The organism is Streptomyces sp. NPDC017936 (assembly GCF_044328485.1).
GTDB lineage: Bacteria > Actinomycetota > Actinomycetes > Streptomycetales > Streptomycetaceae > Streptomyces.
Genome location: NZ_JBIRHK010000022.1, coordinates 59146 through 84132, shown reverse-complemented (window position 1 = coordinate 84132; position 24987 = coordinate 59146). Strand labels below are relative to the sequence as shown.

Here is a 24987-nt window from a genome sequence, read left to right as displayed (position 1 = left end):
GGCCGCGGCGTCCGCCCGGCCGCGGGGGCGACGCCGAGACCGCCGGTACGGATCACGGCGACCGGCACGGGGGCGCGGCGACCGTCCCCCGGGCGCCGGCGACCCGCCCCGGGCGCGGCGCCCGGCCGGCCCAGGGGCGCCGCAGCCCGGTCACGGCGGTGGCCCGCCCGACGTGCCCGGTGACCTCCCGCGGTTCACGGCCGAGCGCGCCGGACGCCGTCGGGGAGACCGGCGGCACCGGCGAAGCGATCCTCTGCGATCCGGCCGCACGGCGTGGCCGGCGGGGCGGCGTGCTGCGGCGGCGGTCCCGCCCGCGGGCCGGCCGAGGTGCCCGGCTACGCCGACGGCTTCTGGTACGGCTGCGCGGCGGGCCCGTGGTGTCCGTACACCTCCGGGTCCCGGGGCCCGAAGAGGGCGGTGAGGCCGAGGTGCACCAGCAGGGCGGCCAGGGGCCAGGCGAGCAGCGCGCCCTTCGCGCCCAGCTCCAGGGGCGCCGGGAACGTCACGCCCTCGCCGGCCGCCTTCGCCCGGGCGAGGACGTCGTCGGAGGGGCCCAGCCAGAGGCCGAGCCGCCAGGCCAGGAGCGAGCCGAGCAGGCCGCCCAGGGCCAGCGCCACCACCAGCGGCACGCCGCCGCGCCGGCGCCACGCGAACACCGCCAGCGCGCTCACCGCGCCGCAAGCCAGCGCCAGCAGGGTGAACGTTCCGTCCACGCCGACGGCCTGCTCGCCCTCGGAGTCCTTCAGGTACACGACCCAGTTGCCGTCCAGCACGTCCCCGACGAGCGGCACGCGCGGCGCGAGCCACACCCACAGCAGGCCGAGCACCGCTCCGGCGACCGCGACGAGCACCGTGACCACGGCGGCTTCCCGCAGTTCGGCCTTCGTCCCGGGCCCGTCCTGTCCGTGGGCGGGGTGGGGCGCGGGAGCCGCACCCGCGTACCCGCCCGGCGCCGGCGGCCAGGCGTCGTGCGGAGAGGGTTCGTGCGGGGGCGGAGGGGGAGTCAGCGGTGCGGTCACCCTGACATCGTGCCAGGCCCGCCCGTGCCGTGCCTCATCGGACGGCGGCCCGCCGGTAGGCCCAGGCGGCGACGGCCAGCGACACCACGCCGACTCCCGCGCAGACCGCGAGGTCACCGAGGACGAACGCCCACTCGGGGCTCGGCCGGAAGGTCCGCGCGAAGGCCTCCACGCCGTACGTCGACGGCAGCAGGTCACGGGCGAGGCGCACCGGCTCCGGCATCCGGTCGGGCGGCAGCACGCCCAGCAGCAGCGCCGCCGACATGCCCAGCTGTCCCAGCACGGTGGCCAGCTCCGGCCGGGGCGCGAGCAGCCCGAAGGCCGCGCCGAGCCCGGACAGCGCGGCACCCGCCAGCGGGATCACCAGCGCCAGCACCCACAGGTGGGTCAGCGGCAGCCCGAACAGCACGCACCCGAAGACCGCCGTGACCAGCGTCCCGGGCACGGTGAACGACGCGTACGCGCCCGCCGCGCCCAGCACCACGGCGGCGGGCGGCACCGGGAGCGTCGCGTAGTGGTCGAGGCCACCGCTGGCCCGCAGCTGTCCGAAGTACTGCGCGAGCAGGTTCAGCGCGACGAAGGCGACGACGAGCACCGCCGAGCCGGCCACCACGGCCTCCGCCTCGCGGCCGCCGTCCACGACCCCGCGCATCATGATCAGGATGCCGACCGACTGGAAGGTCGCCACGAACAGCAGCGGGATGCGCGCCACGCGCGCGCGGGACAGCTGCGCCCGGTAGACGGCCACCAGCGACGGCCACAGCCGCGCGCGCGGCCCCAGCTCGGCCGCCTCCCGGACCGGCTCCTCGTCCGCGGCCAGGACGCCGCCCGGCAGCACCTCCGCGGGTACCACACTCACGTCGCGCTGCTCTCCCTCTCGGAGTTCACTCCGTCAGTCGTCCTGTCCGGTACGGATGCGCCGGCTGCCGTGCTCAAACCTTCACCAGCCCCTGCCGTGCGGCGCCGCCGAGCGCCAGGTAGACGTCCTCGAGGCTCGGCGTGGCCAGGGTGAAGTCGTCCAGGGCGGCGAAGGCGGCCCCGCCGGTGACGGTGGCGACGACCGCGCGGGCCTCCTCGGGGGCCAGCCGCAGCGTCCAGCGGCGCCCGGACTCCGCGGCCCGCTCGCGCAGCGCGGCGACCTCGGGCACGTCCAGCGGTGCCCGCTCCCGCCACACCAGCTCCACCCGTACCTCGCCCGCGACCTGCTCCTTGAGGCCCGCGGGCGTGTCGCAGGCGATGACCCGGCCCTTGTCGAGGACGGCGACCCGGTCGAGCACGGTCTCGGCCTCGATGACGTTGTGGGTGACGAGCAGGACGGTCGTGCCGCGCTCCGCCCGCCGCCGGTCCACCGCGGACCACACGGCCCGGCGCGCCACCGGGTCCATGCCCGTGGTCGGCTCGTCCAGCACCAGCAGGGGCCGCTCCCCCACCAGCGCGGTCGCGAAGCAGGCCAGCCGCCGCTGGCCGCCGGACAGCTTCCTGAGCGGCCGCCCGGCGATCGGGGTCAGCCCGAGCTCGTCCAGCACCGCGTCCCGCTCCCGGCGCGCCTGCCGTACGTCGAGGCCGCGCAGGCGTCCGGTGGTCTCGGCGGCGAGGGAGACGGTGAGCTCGTCGAGGGCGGTGGACTCCTGGCCGAGGTAGGCCAGGATGCGCGCGGCCCGCTCGGGGTGGCGCACGATGTCGTGCCCGAGGATCTCGACGCTGCCCGCGTCGGGCCGCATCAGCCCGGTGATCTGCCGGACCAGGGTGGACTTGCCGGCGCCGTTCGGTCCGAGGAGCCCGAAGATCTCACCGCGCCGCACGTCCAGCCGTACGTCGTCGGTGGCGCGCACCTCGGGGGTCGCGGGGACGCCGCGTCGGCCGCGCACCGCCGGATAGGTCTTGGTCAGGCCGCGCACGGCGCAGACGGCCTCGTCCCTGGGCCGAACTGCCGGTGCCGCGCGCGTACTCACAAGGGACGAGACTACGGGGTCGGCGGCCCCCGCTCGCGGTCGGGGCGTCCCGAGTGCCCGGTTCAGTCCCCCGCGGGCGCGTGCTCCGCCGCCGTGCGCACGTCGATCTCCCGCCAGAAACCCGCCCGGATGGCGTAGCGGTCGTGCTCGTCGATCTGGTCGTCCTTGTGGGCGAGCAGCCCGAAGCGGGCCGCGTACCGCAGCAGCTCGCCGTCGATGCGGTGCGGGATCCGCGGATACATCCCGGACAGCTTCTGCAGGTGGCCCTGGTCGCCGAGCCGGCCCATCCACCGCCGGGCGAAGACCTGCCCCACCTCGAACGGGTCGCCGCTGACGGCGGTGATGTCCTCCTCGCGGTCGGCCCACCGCTGCTCGGCGGTGGTGAGCTGCGCGAGGGTGGGCATCGAGGCGGCCTCGGAGGGCTCGGCGGCGACGCCGGGCCGGTCGACCCAGCCCCGGTCGGAGGACCAGCGCAGGGTGGCGGTCGCGGGGTGCTGGACGGCGTGCGCGCCGGGCGCGCGCAGGGCGGCGAGGTCCTTGGGGGTGGGAACGCCCTTGGGGGCGGGGAGGCGCGCCCCCCGTGCGCCGTTCCCGGAGGCGGCGGCCGCGCCGGAGTGCTCGGACTCCTCGGGGGCCCGCTCGGCGGCGGGGGCGAGCCCGGAGTCGGGCAGCGGCGCGGAGAGGATCGCGGCGATCTCGGGCCGGGGCGCGGGCGGCGGCGCGCAGACGCCGCCGAGGTCCTTGGCGCGGACGGCCTTGGTGATCCACGTGCGGTCCAGGACACGGCGTTCGTCGGCCTCGGCGACCAGGTCCTCGGACTGGTTGTAGTCGCCGTCGGCGGCCTGCACGGCCCACAGGTGGACGGCGACGCCGTGTTCCTTCGCGGCCATCATGCCGGGGAGCAGATCGCCGTCGCCGGTGACGAGGACGACGTCGGAGCAGGCGCGGTTGCGGGCCAGTTCGGTCAGCTCGGCGTGCATGGCGGCGTCGACGCCCTTCTGCGCCCAGCGGCCGTCGCTGCGGGTCAGGGCGCCCAGGCGGACGGTCACCCGGGGCATCACGCGCAGTCTGCGGTGCTCGGGTTGCGGGACGCGGTCGGGGGCGCCGTCGAACCAGTAGATGCGCAGCAGGGGCCGTTCCGTGTCGGACTCGGCCTGTTCGCGCAGGCCCTGGACGAGGGCGGGGTGGTCGACGGTGATCCGGGACCGCGACGGCTCTCCCGCGAGGAGACTCGCGGCGGCCCCCAGCAGATACCCGGCGTCCACCAGGACGATGCAGCGGTCCACACGACTCACCCTCTTCCTGGAAGGTTTGCTTCGGGCTTCCTTCGAGTCTGCCCGACGGGGCGGGGGTTAACGGCCTGAACTCGATCTTCGGCGTGGCGTTTCGGCGCCGTGTGCTCCGACAAGCCTGTCACACACGGTAATTATCCGAAATGCGCCCTGCGTCAGCCTATGTGAATCTGATCCCGGCCCTGGCCCCTAGACCCCCGACAGGAGGCAGATCCCCATGGCCAAGAACAAGAACCGTGACCGTAAGCAGTCGCAGTCCGAGCGCTCCCCGCAAACGGCCCAGCAGTCCACGATGGAACCGCAGGACGAGCAGCACGTGACGCAGACGACGCCGGGTGAGGTCGCCCGCGGCAAGGGCCGCGGCAAGCGCTTCGGGCACAACTAGCATCTGCTTCAAGGGCCCTTGAAGCCCGGCGCATGCCGAGGGGCGCACCCGCAGTCGGGTGCGCCCCTGCTGTGTTCCCCGCGCTCAGCCCGCCAGGCAGGACGGTCCGAGCAGCACCTTGAGGTCGCCGAACAGCGCCGGGTCGGGCTTGACCCGGTGCCGGTCCAGGCGCAGCACGGTCGTCTTGGTGGGGCCCTGGAGCTTGATCCGGACCTCGCTGTCGCCCTTGTGGTGGGTGAGGATCTCGCCGAGGCGGCTGACCATCGGCGGGGTGACCTTCACGGCCGGAATGGTCAGGACCACGGGCGCGTTGGTGCCGGCGGCGGACAGGTCCGGGACCATCAGCTCCATCGCGACCAGGCGCGGGACGTCCTCCCGCTTGTCGAGGCGGCCCTTGACGAACACCACGGCGTCCTCGACGAGTTGGGTGGACACCAGCTGGTAGGTCGCCGGGAAGAACATGCACTCGATGGAGCCGGCCAGGTCCTCCACGGTGGCGATCGCCCAGGCGTTTCCCTGCTTGGTCATCTTGCGCTGGAGACCCGAGATGATGCCGCCGATGGTGACCACCGCGCCGTCCGCGTGCTCGCCCCCGGTGAGCTGGGCGATGCCGGCGTCGGCCTTGTCGGACAGCACGTGTTCCAGGCCGAACAGCGGGTGGTCGGAGACGTACAGGCCGAGCATCTCGCGCTCCTGCGCGAGGAGGTACGTCTTCTCCCACTCGTCGGTCGTGAACTCGACGTCGAGGCCGAAGCCGGGTTCGCTGGTCTGCTCCTCGCCCATGCCGCCGAAGAGGTCGAACTGGCCCTCGGCCTCCTTGCGCTTGACCGCGACCACGTTGTCGATCATCGGCTCGTACTGGGCCGTCAGTCCCTTGCGGGTGTGCCCCATCGAGTCGAAGGCGCCGGCCTTGATCAGCGACTCCGTGGTCCGCTTGTTGCAGACGACCGCCTCGACCTTGTCGAGGTAGTCGGGGAAGGAGGTGTACTTCCCCTTGGCCTTGCGGGTCTTGATGATCGACTCGACGACGTTGGTGCCGACGTTGCGGACGGCGGAGAGGCCGAAGAGGATCACGTCGTCGCCCTGGGCGGCGAAGTTGGCCTCGGACTCGTTGACGTTCGGCGGGAGCACGCGGATGCCCATGCGCCGGCACTCGTTGAGGTAGATCGCCGACTTGTCCTTGTCGTCCTTGACGGACGTCAGCAGCGCGGCCATGTACTCGGCGGGGTGGTTGGCCTTGAGGAACGCCGTCCAGTAGGAGACCAGGCCGTACGCGGCCGAGTGCGCCTTGTTGAACGCGTAGCCGGCGAAGGGGACCAGGACGTCCCACAGGGCCTGGATCGCCTCGTCGCTGTAGCCGTTCTTCTGGGCGCCGGCCTGGAAGATGGTGAAGTTCTTGGCCAGTTCCTCGGGCTTCTTCTTGCCCATCACACGGCGGAGGATGTCGGCCTCGCCGAGCGAGTAGCCGGCGATGATCTGGGCGGCCTTCTGCACCTGCTCCTGGTAGACGATCAGGCCGTAGGTGACGTCCAGGACCTCCTTGAGCGGCGCCTCCAGCTCGGGGTGGATCGGCGTGATCTCCTGCTGCCCGTTCTTGCGCAGCGCGTAGTTCGTGTGGGAGTTCATGCCCATCGGGCCCGGGCGGTACAGGGCCGACACGGCGGAGATGTCTTCGAAGTTGTCCGGCTTCATCAGGCGCAGCAGGGAGCGCATGGGGCCGCCGTCGAACTGGAAGACGCCGAGGGTGTCGCCGCGCTGGAGGAGTTCGAAGGTCTTGGGGTCGTCCAGCGGGAGGCCGAGGAGGTCGATGTCGATCCCCTTGTTGGCCTTCACCATCTTGACGGCGTCGTCCATGATCGTGAGGTTGCGCAGGCCCAGGAAGTCCATCTTCAGCAGGCCGAGCGACTCACAGCTCGGGTAGTCCCACTGGGTGATGGTCACCCCGTCGGTGTGCCTCACCCAGACCGGGACGTGCTCGGTGATGGTCTCGCTGGACATGATCACGCCGGCCGCGTGCACGCCCATCTGCCGGACCAGTCCCTCCACGCCGCGCGCGGTGTCGATGACCTTCTTGACGTCCGGCTCGTTCTCGTACATCGCCCGGACCTCGCCCGCCTCCGAGTACCGGGGGTGGCCGGGGTCGGTGATGCCGGAGAGCGGGATGCCCTTGCCGAGGACGTCGGCGGGCATGGCCTTGGTGATGCGGTCGCCCATCGCGTACGGGTAGCCCAGCACGCGCGCGGAGTCCTTGATCGCGTTCTTGGCCTTGATGGTGCCGTACGTGCCGATCATGGCGACCTTGTCGGCGCCGTACTTCTCGGTCACGTACCGGATCACCTCGACGCGCCGGCGCTCGTCGAAGTCGATGTCGACATCGGGCATCGAGATGCGCTCGGGGTTGAGGAACCGCTCGAAGATCAGGCCGTGCGGGATGGGGTCGAGGTCGGTGATGCCCATGGCGTACGCGACGATCGAGCCGGCCGCGGAGCCTCGGCCGGGGCCGACCGCGATGCCGTTGTTCTTGGCCCACATGATGAAGTCGGCGACGACGAGGAAGTAGCCGGGGAAGCCCATCGAGATGATGACGTCCATCTCGTAGTCGGCCTGCTTCTGGCGGTCCTCGGGGATGCCGCCCGGGTAGCGGCGCTCCATGCCGCGGCGGACCTCCTCCTTGAACCAGGTGACCTCGGTGTAGCCCTCCGGGATGTCGAACTTCGGCATCAGGTCGCGCTTCTCGAACATCCCGGTGGTGTCGATCTGCTCGGCCACCAGGAGCGTGTTGCGGCAGCCCTCCTGCCAGGCGTCCGAGGAGTCGATGGCGTACATCTCGTCCGTGGACTTCAGGTAGTAGCCGGTGCCGTCGAACTTGAAGCGGTCGGGGTCGGAGAGGTTCTTGCCGGTCTGGATGCACAGCAGCGCGTCGTGCGCCCCCGCCTCGTGCGCGTACGTGTAGTGCGAGTCGTTGGTGACCAGGGGCGGGATGCCGAGCTTCCTGCCGATGTCGAGCAGGCCGTCGCGGACCCTGCGCTCGATCTCGATGCCGTGGTCCATCAGCTCCAGGAAGTAGCGGTCCTTGCCGAAGATGTCCTGGTAGTCGGCGGCCGCCTTCAGGGCCTCGTCGTACTGGCCGAGGCGCAGCCGGGTCTGGAGCTCGCCGGAGGGGCAGCCGGTGGAGGCGATGAGCCCCTCGGACCACTGGGCGATGGTCTCCTTGTCCATCCGCGGCCACTTCTGGAGCCAGCCCTCGGCGTACGCGTCCGAGGAGAGGCGGAAGAGGTTGTGCAGGCCCGTCGCGTTCGCCGCCCAGATCGTCTTGTGGGTGTAACCGCCGGAACCGGAGACGTCGTCCCTCTTCTGGTGCGGCTGGCCCCACTGGATCTTGCGCTTGTTGCGCCGGGACTCGGGGGCGACGTAGGCCTCGATCCCGATGATCGGGGTAATTCCGGCCTTCTTCGCGGAGTGGAAGAAGTCGTACGCCCCGTGGAGGTTGCCGTGGTCGGACATGGCGATGTGCGTCATGCCCATCTCGTTGCAGGCGTCGAACATGTCCTTCAGCCGCGCGGCACCGTCCAGCAGCGAGTACTGGGTGTGGACGTGCAGGTGCGTGAACGGCGGCTTCGACACGGCGTGGCCTCCAAGGGGAGCTTACGGCGACAGGCTGGCGAACAGTCCGGGGGTCAGCGTCGAAGTCTATGCCTCGGCGCTGACACCGGGCGGCCTCACCCGCGTACCTTCGCAGCGGGGCCGCGGGCACTTCCGCCCGCCCCCGCCCGTTGGAGACGGCAGAAACGCTGTCGTACACGTCATGCACCAGGAGGCACCCCGCGATGTCGGTTCCGCAGCTCGACGACGAGCCTCGCGGCGAGGAGATCCTCGCCGTCTTCGACACCGCCTTCGGCGCGCTCCTGGCCGCCGACCCGGCCGCGTTCCGCGTGAAGTTCCGGAAGATGGCGGCCTCGGCGTTCGCCTTCTACCGGGGGACGGCGTGCCTCTTCTACCACGACCTGGACAGCGGGAAGACCCGGCGGGGCGACGGGACCACAGCGAGCGGGCCGTACCTGGACGACCGCACCTCGCGCGTGTGGATCCACGGCGACCTGCACGCGGAGAACTTCGGCACCTACATGGACTCCACCGGCCGCCTGATCTTCAACGTCAACGACTTCGACGAGGCCTACGTCGGCCCCTTCACCTGGGACCTGCAGCGTTTCTCCGCCTCGATCGCCCTGATCGGGTACGCGAAGGCGCTCGGCGACGACCAGATCACCGACCTGGTGGAGGTGTACGCGGGCGCGTACCGCGAGCGGATCCACGCCCTGGCCACCGGCGCCAAGGGCGACGAGGTGCCGCCGTTCACGCTGGACACGGCGCAGGGCCCGCTGCTGGACGCGCTGCGGGACGCCCGCTCCCTGACCCGCTTCGGGCTGCTGGACTCCATGACCGAGATCCGCGACTTCGAGCGCCGCTTCGCACCGGGCGGCGGCTCCGTCGAGCTGGACGCCGCCACCCGCTACAAGGTGCTGGCGGCCTTCGACGGCTACCTGGAGACCCTGCCGGAGACCTCGCTGGCCCGCCCCGACTCCTACCGGGTGAAGGACGTCGTGGGCCGCCGGGGCATCGGCATCGGGTCCGCCGGCCTGCCGTCGTACAACATCCTGCTGGAGGGCCACAGCGACGCCCTGGAGAACGACGTCGTGATCTACATCAAGCAGGCCCAGACCCCGGCCGTCTCCCGGCACGTCACCGACCGGGCGATCCGCGACTACTTCCAGCACGAGGGCCACCGCACGGTGATCTCGCAGCGCGCCCTGCAGGCGCACGCCGACCCGTGGCTGGGCTGGACCGAGCTGGACGGGGCGGGCCAGCTGGTCGCCGAGGTCTCGCCGTACGCCGTCGACCTCGACTGGGGCGACATCGACGACCCGGAGGAGATCGCGGCGGTCGTCGCCGACCTGGGGCGGGCCACGGCCACCATGCACGCGGCGGCGGACGACACCTCGGGCGAGTCCCTGGTGCCGTTCTCCACGGAGCGGGCCATCGACGCGGCCATCGCGGCCGACGAGGAGGGCTTCGCGCCCCTGCTGGTGGACTTCGCGCACACCTACGGCGCACGGGCGCGCGCGGACCACCAGCTCTTCGTCGACCTCTTCCGCAACGGCCGGATCCCGGGCCTGTGACGGCGCCGCCGTCCGTAACGAATAGGGCTCGCACAGGGACCCTTTAGGGGTCTCTTACAGGAGCGCGTGTCACACTTCCTGCGCCATGGACATATCCGGGACCCGACTCAGAGCCGTACGCGCGGCGCTGTTCACGGCCTTCGTCGTGACGCTCAGCACCGCGTCGCACGTGCTGCTGTCCCGGGCCCCGCTGCCGCTCAACACGGTGGCCGCCGTCGCGGCCGCCGTGTTCGTCCTCGCGTACGCCCTGGCGGGCCGCGAGCGCGGCTTCGGGCGGATCGCCGCCCTGCTGGTCCCCCTGGAGCTGGCGGCCGACACGGTCTTCACCACCGGCCAGCACGTCTGCTACGGCCGGGCCGGCGGCCCGGTCGCCGGTCCGCTGGCCTCCGTCGGCTGGGACGTGCTGTGCGGCGACGGCACCCCCGTCGGGACGCCGCTGGCCCAGGTCACCGGCACCGACACCGACCGGCTGGCCGGTCTCCTCGCCCACGCCCACCCCGCCACCGCCTGGCTGCTGCTCGGCGCCCACGTCGGTGTCGGTCTCGTCGCCGCCGCGTGGCTGCGCCGGGGCGAGCGGGCGCTGGCCCAGCTGCTGGGGGCGGCCGCCGCGACCACCTTCCGGCCGCTGCTGCTCGCCGTCGCCGCCGTGACCGTACGGCGCGCCCCGGCGGCCCGCCGCCTGCCGAGGCCCACGCGCCGCGCGGTCACCGTCCGCGACCGGATCCTCGTGCACTCCCTGGGACGCCGCGGACCGCCGCGCCGGGCCGCCCTCGTCTGAGCGGCACCTCCGCGTCCGGCGGCACCCGGGTGGCGAACGGCGCACCCGGACGGCGAACGGCACACCCGTGGCGCGCCGGCGCCCCCGGTGAGCACGACAGTCCCCCCCCCCCCCCACGCATTCCCGCGCACCCTGGTGCGCGTCCCACAGGGAGAACACCCACATGAGCAAGCGGAACACCCAGGCGGCGAAGACGGCGGCCCGGGAGCGGCTGCGCCTCGAGCGCGAGCGCCAGGCCAAGAAGGCCAAGATCAAGCGGCAGGTCATCGTCGCCTGCTCGGTCGTCGGCGTGCTGGCGGCGGCGGGCGGCATAGGGTACGCCGTCGTCCAGGCCAACAAGCCCAGCTACTGGGAGGAGGCCAAGAACGACAAGCTGGTCAAGCCGGCCAACACCACCGGCGAGAACGGCACGACCGTCGTCATGGGCAAGAGCACCGCCAAGAAGACCCTCGTGATGTACGAGGACCCGCGCTGCCCGGTCTGCGCCCAGTTCGAGCAGTCCGTCGGCGCGACGCTGAAGTCGGACTACGACGCCGGCAAGTACAAGCTCCAGTACGTCGGCGCCACCTTCCTCGACGACAGCCTGACCGGCGAGGGCTCCAAGAACGCGCTGAGCGCCCTGGGCGCCGCGCTCGACGTCAGCCCCGAGGCGTTCCTCGAGTACAAGACCGCCCTGTACTCGGCGAAGTGGCACCCCGAGGAGACCGACGACAAGTTCAAGGACGACAGCTACCTGATCAAGGTGGCGGACACGGTCGCCGCACTGAAGGGGAACACGAAGTTCCAGACCGCGGTGAAGGACGGCACCTTCGACAAGTGGGCCCTGGAGATGTCCGCGACGTTCGACGACAGCGGCGTGTCGGGCACCCCGACGCTGAAGATGGACGGCAAGGCGCTGACCGGCTCCGACGGCAAGAACGCGCCGATGACGGCGGCCGACTTCACCACCGCGATCGAGGCGGCCCTCAAGGGCTGATCCGGACCCGTTCCCGGGCGGACCCGACGCGAAGCCGAAGGGCGGGCGAACTTTTGCCGGTTCGCCCGCCCTTCGCCGTACTGATCAGTAATCTGATCGCCCGTGACCAGTCGATACAGATCAACACAGAGCACCGACGCGTCGTCCGCTCGCGCCAACTCGCTTGCGCCGCGCCGCCGTACGGTCGTCAAGGCAGCCGCCGCCACCGCCGTGCTGGCCGCCCCGCTCGCCGCCGCACTGCCCGCCGGGGCCGTCGAGGAGGTCCCGGCCTTCCTGCACGGTGTCGCCTCCGGGGACCCGCTGCCCGACGGCGTCCTGCTGTGGACCCGGGTGACGCCCACCGCCGCGGCGATACCCGGTTCCGGGCTCGGCCCGGACACCGAGGTCGAGTGGGTCGTCGCCCGGGACAAGGCGCTGACCTCCATCGTGGCCAAGGGGTCCGTCACCGCCACCGCCGCCTCCGACCACACGGTCAAGGCCGACGTGCGCGGCCTGGAGCCGGGCACCGACTACTGGTTCCGCTTCTCGGCCGGCGGCACCGACTCCCCGGTGGCGCGCACCCGCACCGCGCCGGCGGCGGACGCGTCCGTGGCCAACCTGCGCTTCGGCGTGGTCTCCTGCGCCAACTGGGAGGCCGGCTACTTCTCCTCGTACCGCCATCTCGCCGGCCGCGGCGACCTGGACGCCTGGCTGCACCTCGGGGACTACATCTACGAGTACGGCACCGGCGAGTACGGCACGCGCGGGACCGTCGTACGGCAGCACGCCCCCACGCACGAGATCCTCACGCTCGCCGACTACCGCGTCCGGCACGGCACGTACAAGACGGACGCCGACCTCCAGGCCCTGCACGCCCAGGCGCCGGTCATCGCGATCTGGGACGACCACGAGATCGCCAACGACACCTGGTCGGGCGGCGCCGAGAACCACACCGAGGGCGCCGAGGGCGCCTGGACGGCCCGGCAGGCGGCCGCCAAGCAGGCCTACTTCGAGTGGATGCCGGTCCGCCCGGCACTCGCCGGCACCACCTACCGCCGCCTGCGCTTCGGCAAGCTCGCCGACCTCTCCCTGCTGGACCTGCGCTCCTTCCGCTCCCAGCAGGTCTCCGTCGGGAACGGCGACGTGGACGACCCGGACCGCACGCTCACCGGCCGCGCCCAGTTCGACTGGCTCAAGGCGGGGCTGACGGCGTCCGACACCACCTGGCGGCTGGTCGGCAACCCGGTGATGATCTCGCCGTTCGCCATCGGCTCGCTCTCCGCGGACCTGCTCAAGCCGCTCGCCAAGCTGCTCGGCCTGCCGCAGGAGGGCCTCGCCCTCAACACCGACCAGTGGGACGGCTACACGGACGACCGCCGGGAGCTGCTGGCCCACCTGCGCGCGAACGCCGTCCGCAACACCGTGTTCCTGACCGGTGACATCCACATGGCGTGGGCCAACGACGTGCCGGTGGACGCCGGCACCTACCCGCTGTCGGCCTCGGCCGCCACGGAGTTCGTGGTCACCTCGGTCACCTCCGACAACCTCGACGACCTCGTGAAGGTCCCGCAGGGCACGGTCTCCGCGCTCGCCGCGCCGGTCATCAAGGCCGCCAACCGGCACGTCCACTGGGTCGACACCGACCGGCACGGCTACGGCGTCCTGGACATCACCGCCGACCGGGCGCAGATGGACTACTACGTCGTCTCCGACCGCACGAGGGCCGACGCGACCTCGGCCTGGTCGCGTTCCTACCGCACCCGCAGCGGCACGCAGAAGGTGGAGCGGACGTACGACCCGGTGTGACCGGACGCGTCCGGAACGCTCCGGACGCCCCGGGGGTCCACCGGGCCCCCTGAGGGACCAGGGGACCGGGAGGGCTCAGAGGGTCTCGAGGAAGCCGAGCGCCACCCGCCAGGTGGCCTCGGCCGCCTCCTCGTCGTAGTCGGGCAGGCCGGGGTCGGTGTAGAGGTGGCCGGCGCCGGCGTACCGGTAGATCTCGACGTCGGCGCCCGCCCTGCCCATCTGCAGGTACCAGGCGCTCAGCCAGTCGTCCGTCTCGAACGGGTCCGGCTCGGCCACGTGCAGCTGCACCGGCAGCCCGTCCGCCGAGACGTTCGGCGCGAGGTCCGAGGTGCCGTGCAGGAGCAGCAGGCCGCGGGCCTTGTCGTCGCCGAGGGCGAGGGTCTGCGCGATGGACGCGCCCAGCGAGAACCCCGCGTAGACCAGGCCTCTCTCCGAGTAGGGGGCGGCGGCCAGGACGGCTCTCCTCAGCAGCTCGTCCTTGCCGGTCAGCTCCTTGTGCGCCATGCCCTCCTCGACCGTGTCGAACGTGCGGCCCTCGAAGAGGTCCGGTGTCCATACCTCGTGCCCGGCCGCGCGCAGCCGGTCCGCGGCCGCGCGCACCGCGGGGCGCAGTCCGAAGGCCGAATGGAAGAGCATGATGTTCATGAGGCCATGGTGCCAGCCGGCACCGGCAACGCCCCACGAGGCGTGTCCCGCACCGCCGCACGTGCTCGTCTTCACACAAACCACATGTTCAGGACCCTGCCGGGCCGGTTACGTTCGAAGGCATGGAGAACCTGCTCCGCCCACTGATCGTGGTCGGCGGTTCGGTCGTGTTGACATTGCTCATCGGCTGGGCCACCGACCGTCTGCTGTGCAAGGCCGACCACCGCCACCCCGAGACGCCCCTGTGGGGGCTGCTGCGCCGCGGCCGCATCCCGTACCAGCTCGTGCTGTGCGCGGGGCTGCTGAGAGGGTCGTACGACCAGGCGGACCTGTTGCAGGAGCACAAGGTCGCGCTCGGCCGGACGCTCACGCTGGTGCTGATCGGAGCGGCCGCCTGGCTGGCGATCAGGATCGCCGCGGCGGTCGTCGAGACCTCGTACAGCCGCTACGCGCGCGTCCACCGCGACGCGGCCCGGGTACGGCGGGTGCGCACCCAGGTGTCGCTGATCATGCGGGTGGTCTCCGCGGTCGTCGGAGTGGTCGCGGTGGCGGCGATGCTGCTGACGTTCCCGGCGTTCCGCGCGGCCGGCGCCTCGCTGCTGGCCTCCGCGGGCATCATCGGCATCGTCGCCGGTGTCGCCGCCCAGTCGACGCTGAGCAACATGTTCGCCGGGTTCCAGATCGCCTTCGGCGACATGGTGCGCATCGGCGACACGGTGGTGGTGGACGGCGAGTGGGGCACGGTCGAGGACATCACGCTGACCTTCCTGACCGTGCGGACCTGGGACGAGCGCCGGATCACGATGCCGGTCTCGTACTTCACGTCCAAGCCGTTCGAGAACTGGTCGCGCGGCACGCCGCAGATGACCGGCACCGTCTACTGGCACGTCGACCACTCGGCGCCGCTGGACGCGATGCGCGACAAGCTGCGGGACGTCCTGCGCGAGTGCCCGGCCTGGGACGGCCGCGCCTACGGTCTCGACGTCACGGACACCACCCCGAGCACCCTGCAGGTTAGGGCGCTGGTGACCGCCAAGGACGCCGACGACGTCTGGACGGTCCGGGTCACGGTCCGCGAGCGGATGATCCGCTGGCTGTCCGAGGAGCACCCGTACGCGCTGCCCCGGGTCAACACCGCGGACGCGATGCTGCCGCCGGGCCGGCCGAACGGCGTGCCGTCCCGCGACGGCCTGGCCTCCCGCGGCGGCATGCCCCCGCGCCAGCGCCGCGTCCACGAGTCGCCGCGGGCGGACCGCTGACCGTCGGCGCCCGCGCCCGGCGCCCGCGCCGGCCCGCGAGACGCTCGGGGTGATGTGCCCGGCGCCCGCGGAGGCCGCCCCTCACCCGGTGGCGGCCTCCGCGGGCGTCCCGGCACGCCCGTTCGCCGTCCCTCCCCCGGCTCCCGTCCCCGCCCGGCCGCGCGAGCCGCTCCTCCGGCGCCTCGGTGAGCAGGGCCGCGACGAGGACGCCGGTCCGGCCGTTCGCGGTCCCCCGGCGGGCGACGTGCTCCAGGGGATCACCGCCGTCGGACCGGCCGGCCGCTCCCCGGGGCCGCGGGCCGGGGTTCACCGCGCGACGGTCACCGCATGCTCCGCACGTCGAGGTGCCGCAGCACCCGGTCCACGATCTCCGGGTCGGCGCCCGGCTCGCTGCGCGCCGCCATCACCTCGTGCCGCGCCGCGCTCAGCATCTCCCCCTGGATCCGCCGCACCCGCTTCAGCCTCCGCACCCGCTGCTCGTGCGCCTCCCGCCGCTCGTCCTCCCCGATGTCCGGACTGATCCGCAGGCCGATGTCGAAGGCCCGCCGCACCATCTGCTCGGACAGCTCCTCCGACAGCTCCTCCTCGGCCTCGATCTCCCGCAGCCTGCGCTTGGCCGCCTTCGCCGCCCGCACGGCCAGGTCCCGCTCGAACGCCTTCTCCCGGTCCGTGTCGGACTGCACGCCGAGCCGCCTCACCAGCCACGGCAGGGTCAGCCCCTGCACCAGCAGCGTCGCCATGATCACCCCGAACGCGATGAACACGATCTCGTCGCGGTCCGGGAAGGGCGTCCCCGCCTCGGTCTCCAGCGGGATCGCGAGCGCCAGCGCCACCGAGGCCACTCCCCGCATCCCCGACCACCACATGACGACGGTCTCCCGCCAGGTCATCGGGATGTCCTCGTCGTGGTCCCGCCTGGCGTGCAGCCGCTTGGTGAGCCAGGTCGCCGGCAGCAGCCAGGCCAGTCGCACCAGGACCACCACCCCGGCGACCGCGGCCGCCCACCAGAGCATCTCCCCCCACCGCCCGGACGCGGTCCGGATGGCGTTGTGCAGCTCCAGCCCGATCAGCCCGAACGCGACCCCGGTGACCAGCGTGTCGACGATGTCCCAGAAGGTGTGCCCGGCGAGCCGCGTCATCACGTCGTCGGGATCGGTGGCGTACTCGGCGAGGAACAGCGCGGTGGTGAGCACGGCGAGCACCCCGGACCCGTGGAACTCCTCCGCCATCACGTACGAGGCGTACGGCACCAGCAGCGTCAGCCCGATCTGCAGGGTCGCGTCCCCGAGCAGGTCCATGAGCTTGTTGGCGCCCCATCCCAGCACGAGCCCGACCACCACCGCGACCACCGCCGACAGCACCAGGTCCAGCCCCGCCCGCCACGGCGAGAAGGTGCCGCTCACGACCGCGGCGATCGCCACGTGGTACAGCACGATCGCCGTGACGTCGTTGAACAGGCCCTCGCCCTCCAGGATGGACACCAGGCGGCGGGGCAGTCCGAGCTGTCCGGCCACGGCGGTGGCGGCGACGGGATCGGGCGGCGCGACGAGCGCGCCGAGCGCGAGGGCGGCGGCGATCGGCAGCCCCGGCACCACGGCGTGGGCGACGGCGCCCACGCAGAGCATCGTGACGAAGACCAGCGCCACGGCGAGCAGGAAGATCGGCCGTTTGTTCGCCGCGAACTGCCGCCAGGAGGTCCTCCGGACGGCCGCGTACAGCAGGGGCGGCAGCAGCAGCGGCAGGATCAGGCCGGGCGGGACGTTCACGTTGGGCACGAAGTCGAGGACCGCGAGCACGACCCCGAGCAGCGTCATCAGCACGGGCGCGGGCACGCCCCACCGGTCTCCGAGCGGGACGCTCACCACGGCCCCGAGCAACAGGACGAACAGCAGGGCCAGCTGATTCACGGTCAGTGCTCCGGGGATCCGACGTCACACGGCTGCTTTCCAGCCTGCCACGACACCCCCGTCACCAGCCGTGCGCCGCCACGAGGGGGCCGGCCGCGCCGCCCGCCCCGCCACCACGGCTGCCTGCCTCGCGGCCGTCGCGGCCCTCCGAGGGCCGTCGCCCCCGGCGGTGCCGCCGGCCCTCGGGACCCGCCGGCTACACCACCCGCCGCATCGCCCGGTGCGGGATCCCGGCGTCCGGGAACTCGGGGCCGTACGCCTCGTAGCCCAGCCGCTCGTAGAACCCGAGCGCGTGGGTCTGCGCGTGCAGGTCCACGGCCGTGAGACCCCGCGCGCGGGCCGCCTCCTCGATGGCCCGCACCAGCGCGGCCCCGACCCCCAGACCGCGGGCCTCCCCGGCGACGGCCAGCCGGCCCAGCGAGCCGACCGACGGGTCGCCGTCGGTCTTCGCCGCGGCCGCCTCGCCGTACAGCAGCCGTCCGGTCCCGAGGGGCACGCCGTCCTCCCGGACCGCCAGCACGTGCACCGCGACGGCGTCGTAGGCGTCGTACTCGATGTCCTCGGGGACCCCCTGCTCGCCGACGAAGACCTCCTTGCGCAGGGCGAAGCAGGCCTCGCGGTCGGCGGGGTCCTCGGCGACGCGCACCACGTACGCGGGAGTGCTCATCCGTAGGTCTCCTCACGGACCTGGTCCAGGGCCCGCTGCAGGTCGTCCGGGTAGTCGCTGGAGAACTCGGCCCACCGGCCGTCCCCGGGGTGCTCGAAGCCGAGGCGCACCGCGTGCAGCCACTGGCGGGTCAGGCGCAGCCGCTTGGCCAGCGTCGGGTCGGCGCCGTACGTCAGGTCGCCGACGCACGGGTGGCGGTGGGCGGACATGTGCACGCGGATCTGGTGCGTACGGCCGGTCTCCAGCTTGACGTCCAGCAGCGAGGCCGCGCGGAACGCCTCGATCAGGTCGTAGTGGGTGACGGACGGCTTGCCGTCGGCGGTGACCGCCCACTTGTAGTCGTGGTTCGGGTGCCGGCCGATGGGCGCGTCGATGGTGCCGCTGGTCGGGTCGGGGTGCCCCTGGACGAGCGTGTGGTACCGCTTGTCGACCGTGCGCTCCTTGAACTGGCGCTTGAGCGAGGTGTACGCGCGCTCCGACTTGGCGACCACCATCAGGCCGGAGGTGCCCACGTCGAGGCGGTGCACGATGCCCTGGCGCTCGGCGGCGCCGGAGGTGGAGACGCGGTAGCCGGCGGCGGCGAGACCGCCGATGACGGTCGGCCCGCTCCAGCCGGGCGACGGATGGGCGGCCACCCCGACCGGCTTGACGATCACGACCACGTCGTCGTCGTCGTGCACGATCTCCATGCCCTCGACCGGCTCGGCCACGACCTGCACCGGCGCGGGCGCCTGCGGCATCTCGACCTCGAGCCAGGCCCCGCCGCGCACCCGCTCGGACTTCCCGACCACCGACCCGTCGACGGTGACCTTCCCCCCCGCGGCGAGTTCGGCCGCCTTGGTGCGGGAGAAGCCGAACATGCGGGAGATGGCGGCGTCGACGCGCTCGCCTTCCAGGCCGTCGGGCACGGGCAGGGTACGGATCTCGGGAAGCGTGCTCACCCGTCGAGTATGCCGGACGGGTGGGACGACCCCGTACGGAGCCTGTGGACGGCCCCGGCCCGGGCTCAGTCCCTGTGGACGGTGCCGTCCGGGTCGAGCCCCCGGAACGACAGCAGCACGATCAGGATGCCGCCGCACACGATGGCCGAGTCGGCGAGGTTGAAGACCGCGAAGTGCTTCGGCGCGATGAAGTCCACGACCGCGCCCTCGAAGACGCCCGGCGAACGGAAGATCCGGTCGGTGAGGTTCCCGAGCGCACCGCCCAGCAGCAGCCCCAGCGCGATCGCCCAGGGCAGGCTGTAGAGCTTGCGGGCGAGCCGGGCGATCACCACGATCACCGCCGCCGCGATCACCGTGAAGATCACGGTGAAGGCCTCGCCGAAGCCGAAGGCCGCGCCCGCGTTGCGGATCGCCTCGAACCTGAGCCAGTCCCCGACGATCTCGATCGGCTCCTGGTGCTCCAGCTTCGCGACCACGATCATCTTGCTGATCAGGTCGAGGGCGTACGCGAACGCGGCGACCGCGAACAGCACGGCGATACGGCGCTTGCCGCGCGGCCGCCCGGACCCGTCCCCGTCCCCCTCGACCGCCGGATCGCCCTGGCCGGGCGCATCGCCCGGCGCCGTCCGCCCGGCGTTCTTCCCGGACGGCTCCGGCTCGGCTCCCCGCGCCTCAGGGGTGTCCGGCGTACCGATGATGCGCTCCGCCTCTGCCACGTGAGTCCCTCAACCTAGGTACCTGACTGAGGATGAGGGTACGGCACGGTCCGCGGCGGCCGGGTGATCAGTACCGGCGCTCCTGCTTCTGCTTGCACTCGACGCACAGCGTGGCCCGGGGGAAGGCCTGCATGCGGGCCTTGCCGATGGGGTCGCCGCAGTTGTCGCACAGGCCGTACGTACCGGCGTCGAGCCGCTCGAGGGCGTGTTCCGTCTGGATCAGCATCTCGCGCGCGTTGGCCGCCAGCGCCAGTTCATGCTCGCGGGTGATGTTCTTGGTCCCGGTGTCCGCCTGGTCGTCGCCCGCGCCGTCCCCGGAGTCCCGCATCAGCCCCGCCAGGGCCGCCTCGGACGCGGCCAGCTCGGCGCGCAGCCGATCCTGCTCGGACTGCAGTTCGGCGCGTGCCTCCGCGACCTCCTCCGGGGTCCAGGGCTCCTCCCCGGGGCGCACCGCCAGCTCGCCGGGCTCCGCCGCGGCGAACCGTGCCTTGGGCACGGCCGTCTTCGCCGCCGTGGCCGTGCCAGGAGTCTTCTTCGCAACCACCGTCGTGGCTCCCGTCTGCTCCGCGGCCGAGGCCGCGCCCACCGTCTTGGCCCTGCTCTTCCTCGCGGTGCCCTTCTTCGCGGCGGCCTTCCCGCCCGCCGCCTCGCCGGCCGCACCGCCGGCCGCACCGCCCTTGCCGCCGGCCCCCTCCGGACCGGCGGCCGCCTTTCCGGCCGTCCCTTCCCGCACCGCGTCCGTCCCGTCCACCGTGCCCGCCGTCTCCCGGCCGTCGGCGTGTTCCGCCGTCCGGGCCGTCCCGGCGACCGCGGCCTTCCCGCCCGCCGTCCTCTTCCCGGCGGCCGTCCTCCTCGAACTCTCCGGGGCGGCCTTCGCGGCGTTCTCCGGAGCCGCCTTGCCGGCGCCCTTCGGACCGGCCCGCTTCGTGGCCGTCCGCCCGGCCCCCCCGATCGCCTTCCCGGCCGCCGCCCCGCCGGCCGGCGCCTTCCCGCGCGCCGCCTTCCCGGCCGCGGCCTTCCTCACCGTGGCCTCCTTCACCACGGCCGCCTTCTCCCCGGCCTTCTTCGCAGTCGTCTTCCCCTCGGCCGTCCGCTCCGCGACGGCCTTCTTCCCGGGCGCCCTCCCGGCGGGCGCCGCCCTCGCGGACGCCTTCTTCCCCGCAGCGGCCCTCTCCTCGGCAGCCGTCCTCCCGGCGGCGGCTCTCGTCCTCGTGGCGGCGGGCTCCCCGACGGTCCTCTCCTCGTCGGCCGCCCTTCCGTGCGCCGCCCCCCTGCCCCCGCCGGCCGCCGTCCTCGCGTGCGCCGCCTCCTTGACGACCGCCTTCTTCCCCACCGCCTCCTCGGCGCCCCCCTTCTTCCCCGTCGGAGCCCCGCCAACCCCCGATCCCCCCGTCCGTTCCCCCACGGCCCCCACCGCCGGCTTCTTCCCCCCGGCCGCCCTCTTCGCACCACCGGCGGCAGCCGTCCCCGCCGCCCGCACCGCGTTCACGGCGCCCGCCGCCCGGCCGGCGGCCCCGGCCCGCGTGCGCTTCCTCCCGCCGGCACCCTCGGCCGCACCGCCGGAGGCGCCTGCGGGCCCGTCCGACGCCGGCTGCTGTACGGCGGTCTTCTTCGCCACCATGACCGCGGCCCCTTCACACAGTGTGATCTTGCGCGCAAATCGTGCTGGGACGATAAATCGACTTGAGTCCCGCGGCAACGGGGCACACCGCCCGATCCGCCCGCCTCGCGCGCGTCACCCGGCGAGCCTGCATGCGTTGTGCCCAGCTCCCCGCCGGGTAATCCGCCCGGTCCGCCGCCCCGGGACCCGAACAGGCGCACCCCCCGTTCGGGTCATCCCGGGTCCGCCCCGCCCTTCGTCCCGGCCTCGGTGAACCGGTCGGCCGCCGTCCTCGCGGCGCCGTACACTGGGCGGAGCGAAAAGCGTGGATGGGGACGAGTAGCGGCGTACGCAGCCCAGAGCGACCCGGGGACGGTGGGAGCCCGGGGGCGAGCGCGACGTGAAGATCACCCCGGAGCCGCCGGAAGAAAGCCCGTGAGGGGCGAGTAGAACCGGCATCGCGACCCCAATGAGGGGGCTCACCGGAGCGTACGGCGCGCCGGGGGGCCAAGGAGGGTGGTACCGCGGGAGCGCGCCGCACACGGCGTGGACAGGAAAGAAGGCTCTCGTCCCTCCGACGGAAGGCAGCACGTCCGCCGGAGGAAGATCGATGACGCAGTACCGCCAGGTGCCCGCCCAGGTCGACCTGCCCGCCCTCGAGCACGCCGTGCTCGACTTCTGGCGCGAGCAGAAGATCTTTGCCAAGAGCCTGCAGCAGTCCGAGGGCCGCCCCGAGTGGGTGTTCTACGAGGGCCCGCCCACCGCCAACGGCATGCCCGGCGCCCACCACATCGAGGCGCGCGTCTTCAAGGACGTCTTCCCCCGCTTCCGCACCATGCGCGGCTACCACGTGGCCCGCAAGGCCGGCTGGGACTGCCACGGCCTCCCGGTGGAGCTGGCGGTGGAGAAGGAGCTCGGCTTCAGCGGCAAGAAGGACATCGAGGCGTACGGCATCGCCGAGTTCAACGCCAGGTGCCGGGAGTCCGTGCTCCGCCACACCGACGCCTTCACCGACCTGACGACCCGCATGGGCTACTGGGTCGACCTCGACGACGCCTACGTCACGATGGACCCCGAGTACATCGAGTCGGTCTGGTGGTCGCTCAAGGAGATCTTCGACAAGGGCCTGCTGGTCCAGGACCACCGCGTCGCCCCCTGGTGCCCCCGCTGCGGCACCGGCCTGTCCGACCACGAGCTGGCCCAGGGCTACGAGACGGTCGTCGACCCGTCCGTGTACGTCCGTTTCCCGCTCACCTCCGGTCCGCTCGCCGGCCAGGCCGCGCTCCTGGTGTGGACGACGACCCCCTGGACCCTGGTCTCCAACACCGCCGTCGCCGCGCACCCCGAGGTCACCTACGTCGTCGCGACCGACGGCGAGGAGAAGCTCGTCGTCGCCGAGCCGCTCGTCGCCAAGGCGCTCGGCGAGGGCTGGGAGACCACCGGCCAGACCTTCACCGGCGCCGAGATGGAGCGCTGGACCTACCGGCGTCCGTTCGAGCTCGTCGAGTTCCCCGAGGCGGCGCATTTCGTCGTCAACGCGGAGTACGTCACGACCGAGGACGGCACGGGTCTGGTCCACCAGTCCCCCGCCTTCGGTGAGGACGACCTCAAGGTCTGCCGCTCCTACGGCCTGCCCGTGGTGAACCCGGTCCGCCCGGACGGCACCTTCGAGGAGTCCGTCCCGATGGTGGGCGGCGTCTTCTTCAAGAAGGCCGACGAAAAGCTCACCGAGGACCTGCAGGAGCGCGGGCTCCTCTTCAAGCACCTCCCGTACGAGCACAGCTACCCGCACTGCTGGCGCTGCCACACCGCGCTGCTGTACTACGCGCAGCCGTCCTGGTACATCCGCACCACGGCGGTCAAGGACCGCCTCCTGGCGGAGAACGAGAAGACCAACTGGTTCCCGGACACGGTCAAGCACGGCCGCTTCGGCGACTGGCTGAACAACAACATCGACTGGGCGCTCTCCCGCAGCCGCTACTGGGGCACCCCGCTGCCGATCTGGCGCTGCGCGGACGACCACCTCACCGTCGTCGGCTCCCGCGCGGAGCTGACCGAGCTGACCGGCGCCGACCAGTCGGAGCTGGACCCGCACCGCCCGTACATCGACGCGGTCACCTTCGCCTGCCCGCACGAGGGCTGCGGGAAGACGTCCACCCGCGTCCCGGAGGTCATCGACGCCTGGTACGACTCGGGTTCGATGCCGTTCGCGCAGTGGGGCTACCCGTACAAGAACAAGGAACTGTTCGAGAGCCGCTACCCGGCGCAGTTCATCAGCGAGGCCATCGACCAGACGCGCGGCTGGTTCTACACGCTGATGGCGGTCGGCACGCTGGTCTTCGACAGGTCCTCGTACGAGAACGTCGTCTGCCTCGGCCACATCCTCGCCGAGGACGGCCGCAAGATGTCCAAGCACCTGGGCAACATCCTCCAGCCGATCCCGCTCATGGACCAGCACGGCGCGGACGCGGTCCGCTGGTTCATGGCGGCCGGCGGCTCGCCCTGGGCGGCCCGCCGCGTCGGCCACGGCACCATCCAGGAGGTCGTCCGCAAGACGCTCCTCACGTACTGGAACACGGTCGCCTTCCAGGCCCTGTACGCCCGCACGTCGGGCTGGGCGCCCTCCGAGGCGGATCCGGCCCCGGCCGACCGCCCGCTGCTGGACCGCTGGCTGCTGTCCGAACTGCACGCGCTCACCGACCAGGTGACCCGGTCCCTGGAGGCCTACGACACCCAGCGCGCCGGCAAGCTGCTCTCGGCGTTCGTCGACGACCTGTCCAACTGGTACGTCCGCCGCTCGCGCCGCCGCTTCTGGCAGGGCGACAAGGCGGCTCTGCGCACCCTGCACGAGGTCGTCGAGACCGTCACCAAGCTGATGGCGCCGCTGACCCCGTTCATCACCGAGCGGGTCTGGCAGGACCTGGTCGTGCCCGTCACCCCGGGCGCCCCGGAGTCCGTGCACCTGGCGTCCTGGCCGGAGGCTGACCTCTCGGCGATCGACCCGGAGCTGTCGAAGCAGATGGTGCTGGTGCGCCGCCTGGTCGAGCTGGGCCGCGCCACGCGCGCCGAGTCGGGTGTGAAGACCCGGCAGCCGCTGCGGCGCGCGCTCGTCGCGGTCACCGGCTTCGACGCGCTCTCCCCCGAACTGCACACGCAGATCACCGAGGAGCTGAACGTCGAGTCGCTCGCCTCCCTCTCCGAGGTCGGCGGCTCGCTGGTCGACACGACCGCCAAGGCCAACTTCCGCGCGCTGGGCAAGCGGTTCGGCAAGCGGGTCCAGGACGTGGCCAAGGCCGTGGCGAACGCCGACGCGGCCGCGCTCTCCCTCGCCCTGCGCGAGGGCACGGCGTCGGTGGAGGTCGACGGCGAGACGATCAGCCTCGCCCCGGACGAGGTGATCATCACGGAGACCCCGCGCGAGGGCTGGTCGGTGGCGTCCGACGCGGGCGCGACGGTCGCCCTCGATCTGGAGATCACCGAGGAGCTGCGCCGCGCCGGCCTGGCCCGTGACGCGATCCGTCTGATCCAGGAGGCCCGCAAGAACAGCGGCCTCGACGTCGCCGACCGCATCGCGCTCCGCTGGACCGCGACCGACCCGGCGACCGTCGAAGCCCTGACCGCGCACTCGGCCCTGATCGCCGACGAGGTCCTCGCCGCGGACTTCGCCCGGGGCGAGGCCGACGACGCCTACGGCGCCCCGTTCACGGACGAGGGCCTGACGCTGACCTTCCGCCTGCGCAAGGCGTAAGGACACGGAGGCGTGCGGCCCCGGGCCCGGCCCCCCCCCGGGGGGCGGGCCCCCCCCCGCGGCGGGGGGCCCCCCCCCCCCCCCGCCCCCCCCCCCCCCCCCCCCCCCCCCCCCGCCGCGGCGGGGGGGGGGGGGGCCAC

18 protein-coding genes are annotated in these 24987 nt (G+C 72.7%); 7 read left to right on the top strand and 11 right to left on the bottom strand.

Annotated features, from left to right (window positions below):
• Positions 1-335: 335 nt before the first annotated feature.
• The 4 genes from ACH4F6_RS35055 to ACH4F6_RS35040 form a co-directional block, all read right to left on the bottom strand.
• Complete coding sequence (locus tag ACH4F6_RS35055; RefSeq protein WP_397964424.1) at positions 336-1019, bottom strand: AAA family ATPase; 684 nt, start codon at positions 1017-1019, stop codon at positions 336-338.
• Positions 1020-1053: 34 nt separating this feature from the next.
• Positions 1054-1878: an ABC transporter permease gene (locus ACH4F6_RS35050; protein WP_397964423.1), complete on the bottom strand. Its 825-nt coding sequence runs from the start codon at positions 1876-1878 to the stop codon at positions 1054-1056.
• A gap of 73 nt (positions 1879-1951) precedes the next feature.
• Entirely contained in the window at positions 1952-2971 is a 1020-nt protein-coding gene (locus ACH4F6_RS35045; protein WP_397964422.1) for an ABC transporter ATP-binding protein, read from the bottom strand.
• Between the two features lie 62 nt (positions 2972-3033).
• Positions 3034-4257, bottom strand: coding sequence for an NYN domain-containing protein (locus ACH4F6_RS35040; RefSeq protein ID WP_397964421.1), 1224 nt, complete (start codon positions 4255-4257; stop codon positions 3034-3036).
• A 223-nt stretch (positions 4258-4480) separates the two neighbouring features.
• On the opposite strand from ACH4F6_RS35040, the gene ACH4F6_RS35035 reads away from it, so the two are divergent.
• A complete protein-coding gene (locus ACH4F6_RS35035; RefSeq protein ID WP_397964420.1) occupies positions 4481-4648 on the top strand; it encodes a hypothetical protein in 168 nt (55 codons plus the stop codon).
• Between the two features lie 84 nt (positions 4649-4732).
• On the opposite strand, the gene dnaE is transcribed toward ACH4F6_RS35035, so the two are convergent.
• Positions 4733-8272 (bottom strand): DNA polymerase III subunit alpha, encoded by a 3540-nt coding sequence (gene dnaE / locus ACH4F6_RS35030; protein ID WP_397964419.1) that lies wholly within the window; start codon positions 8270-8272, stop codon positions 4733-4735.
• Positions 8273-8475: 203 nt separating this feature from the next.
• Between dnaE and ACH4F6_RS35025 the strand changes: the two genes are divergently transcribed.
• The 4 genes from ACH4F6_RS35025 to ACH4F6_RS35010 all read left to right on the top strand — a co-directional run bounded on the left by ACH4F6_RS35025 (position 8476) and on the right by ACH4F6_RS35010 (position 13364).
• Complete coding sequence (locus tag ACH4F6_RS35025; RefSeq protein WP_397964418.1) at positions 8476-9825, top strand: DUF2252 domain-containing protein; 1350 nt, start codon at positions 8476-8478, stop codon at positions 9823-9825.
• Between the two features lie 85 nt (positions 9826-9910).
• Positions 9911-10603: a hypothetical protein gene (locus ACH4F6_RS35020; RefSeq protein WP_397964417.1), complete on the top strand. Its 693-nt coding sequence runs from the start codon at positions 9911-9913 to the stop codon at positions 10601-10603.
• A gap of 163 nt (positions 10604-10766) precedes the next feature.
• The gene (locus ACH4F6_RS35015) at positions 10767-11579 is read left to right on the top strand and encodes a DsbA family protein (protein ID WP_397964416.1); all 813 of its coding nucleotides are present in this window, start codon (positions 10767-10769) and stop codon (positions 11577-11579) included.
• 102 nt (positions 11580-11681) lie between these two features.
• Complete coding sequence (locus ACH4F6_RS35010; RefSeq protein ID WP_397964415.1) at positions 11682-13364, top strand: alkaline phosphatase D family protein; 1683 nt, start codon at positions 11682-11684, stop codon at positions 13362-13364.
• Positions 13365-13439: 75 nt separating this feature from the next.
• Here ACH4F6_RS35010 and ACH4F6_RS35005 read toward each other — a convergent pair whose 3' ends face one another.
• Positions 13440-14009, bottom strand: a complete 570-nt coding sequence (locus ACH4F6_RS35005; RefSeq protein ID WP_397964414.1) for a dienelactone hydrolase family protein — start codon at positions 14007-14009, stop codon at positions 13440-13442.
• 122 nt (positions 14010-14131) lie between these two features.
• Between ACH4F6_RS35005 and ACH4F6_RS35000 the strand changes: the two genes are divergently transcribed.
• A complete protein-coding gene (locus ACH4F6_RS35000) occupies positions 14132-15268 on the top strand; it encodes a mechanosensitive ion channel family protein (protein WP_397964413.1) in 1137 nt (378 codons plus the stop codon).
• Between the two features lie 320 nt (positions 15269-15588).
• Here the strand turns inward: ACH4F6_RS35000 and ACH4F6_RS34995 are convergent, their stop codons facing one another.
• From ACH4F6_RS34995 to ACH4F6_RS34975, 5 genes are all read right to left on the bottom strand, one after another.
• The gene (locus tag ACH4F6_RS34995) at positions 15589-17175 is read right to left on the bottom strand and encodes a Na+/H+ antiporter (protein ID WP_397964412.1); all 1587 of its coding nucleotides are present in this window, start codon (positions 17173-17175) and stop codon (positions 15589-15591) included.
• 196 nt (positions 17176-17371) lie between these two features.
• Positions 17372-17842 (bottom strand): GNAT family N-acetyltransferase, encoded by a 471-nt coding sequence (locus ACH4F6_RS34990; RefSeq protein ID WP_397964411.1) that lies wholly within the window; start codon positions 17840-17842, stop codon positions 17372-17374.
• The gene (locus ACH4F6_RS34985; protein WP_397964410.1) at positions 17839-18783 is read right to left on the bottom strand and encodes an RluA family pseudouridine synthase; all 945 of its coding nucleotides are present in this window, start codon (positions 18781-18783) and stop codon (positions 17839-17841) included. Before ACH4F6_RS34985 ends, ACH4F6_RS34990 begins: the two co-directional genes overlap by 4 nt.
• Positions 18784-18848: 65 nt before the next feature.
• Positions 18849-19499, bottom strand: a complete 651-nt coding sequence (gene lspA, locus ACH4F6_RS34980; RefSeq protein ID WP_397964409.1) for a signal peptidase II — start codon at positions 19497-19499, stop codon at positions 18849-18851.
• Between the two features lie 67 nt (positions 19500-19566).
• On the bottom strand, positions 19567-20832 hold the full coding sequence (locus ACH4F6_RS34975; RefSeq protein WP_397964408.1) for a TraR/DksA family transcriptional regulator: 1266 nt from the start codon (positions 20830-20832) through the stop codon (positions 19567-19569).
• An 877-nt stretch (positions 20833-21709) separates the two neighbouring features.
• Between ACH4F6_RS34975 and ileS the strand changes: the two genes are divergently transcribed.
• Entirely contained in the window at positions 21710-24847 is a 3138-nt protein-coding gene (gene ileS, locus ACH4F6_RS34970; RefSeq protein WP_397964407.1) for an isoleucine--tRNA ligase, read from the top strand.
• Positions 24848-24987: the final 140 nt, after the last annotated feature.

What these genes read in the sequence shown, in the direction of transcription:
- ACH4F6_RS35035 (WP_397964420.1), top strand. Translation starts at nt 4,481, where the DNA reads ATGGCCAAGAACAAGAACCGTGACCGTAAGCAGTCGCAGTCCGAGCGC.
- ACH4F6_RS35025 (WP_397964418.1), top strand. Translation starts at nt 8,476, where the DNA reads ATGTCGGTTCCGCAGCTCGACGACGAGCCTCGCGGCGAGGAGATCCTC.
- ACH4F6_RS35020 (WP_397964417.1), top strand. Translation starts at nt 9,911, where the DNA reads ATGGACATATCCGGGACCCGACTCAGAGCCGTACGCGCGGCGCTGTTC.
- ACH4F6_RS35015 (WP_397964416.1), top strand. Translation starts at nt 10,767, where the DNA reads ATGAGCAAGCGGAACACCCAGGCGGCGAAGACGGCGGCCCGGGAGCGG.
- ACH4F6_RS35005 (WP_397964414.1), bottom strand. Translation starts at nt 14,009, where the DNA reads ATGAACATCATGCTCTTCCATTCGGCCTTCGGACTGCGCCCCGCGGTG.
- ACH4F6_RS35000 (WP_397964413.1), top strand. Translation starts at nt 14,132, where the DNA reads ATGGAGAACCTGCTCCGCCCACTGATCGTGGTCGGCGGTTCGGTCGTG.
- ACH4F6_RS34990 (WP_397964411.1), bottom strand. Translation starts at nt 17,842, where the DNA reads ATGAGCACTCCCGCGTACGTGGTGCGCGTCGCCGAGGACCCCGCCGAC.
- ileS (WP_397964407.1), top strand. Translation starts at nt 21,710, where the DNA reads ATGACGCAGTACCGCCAGGTGCCCGCCCAGGTCGACCTGCCCGCCCTC.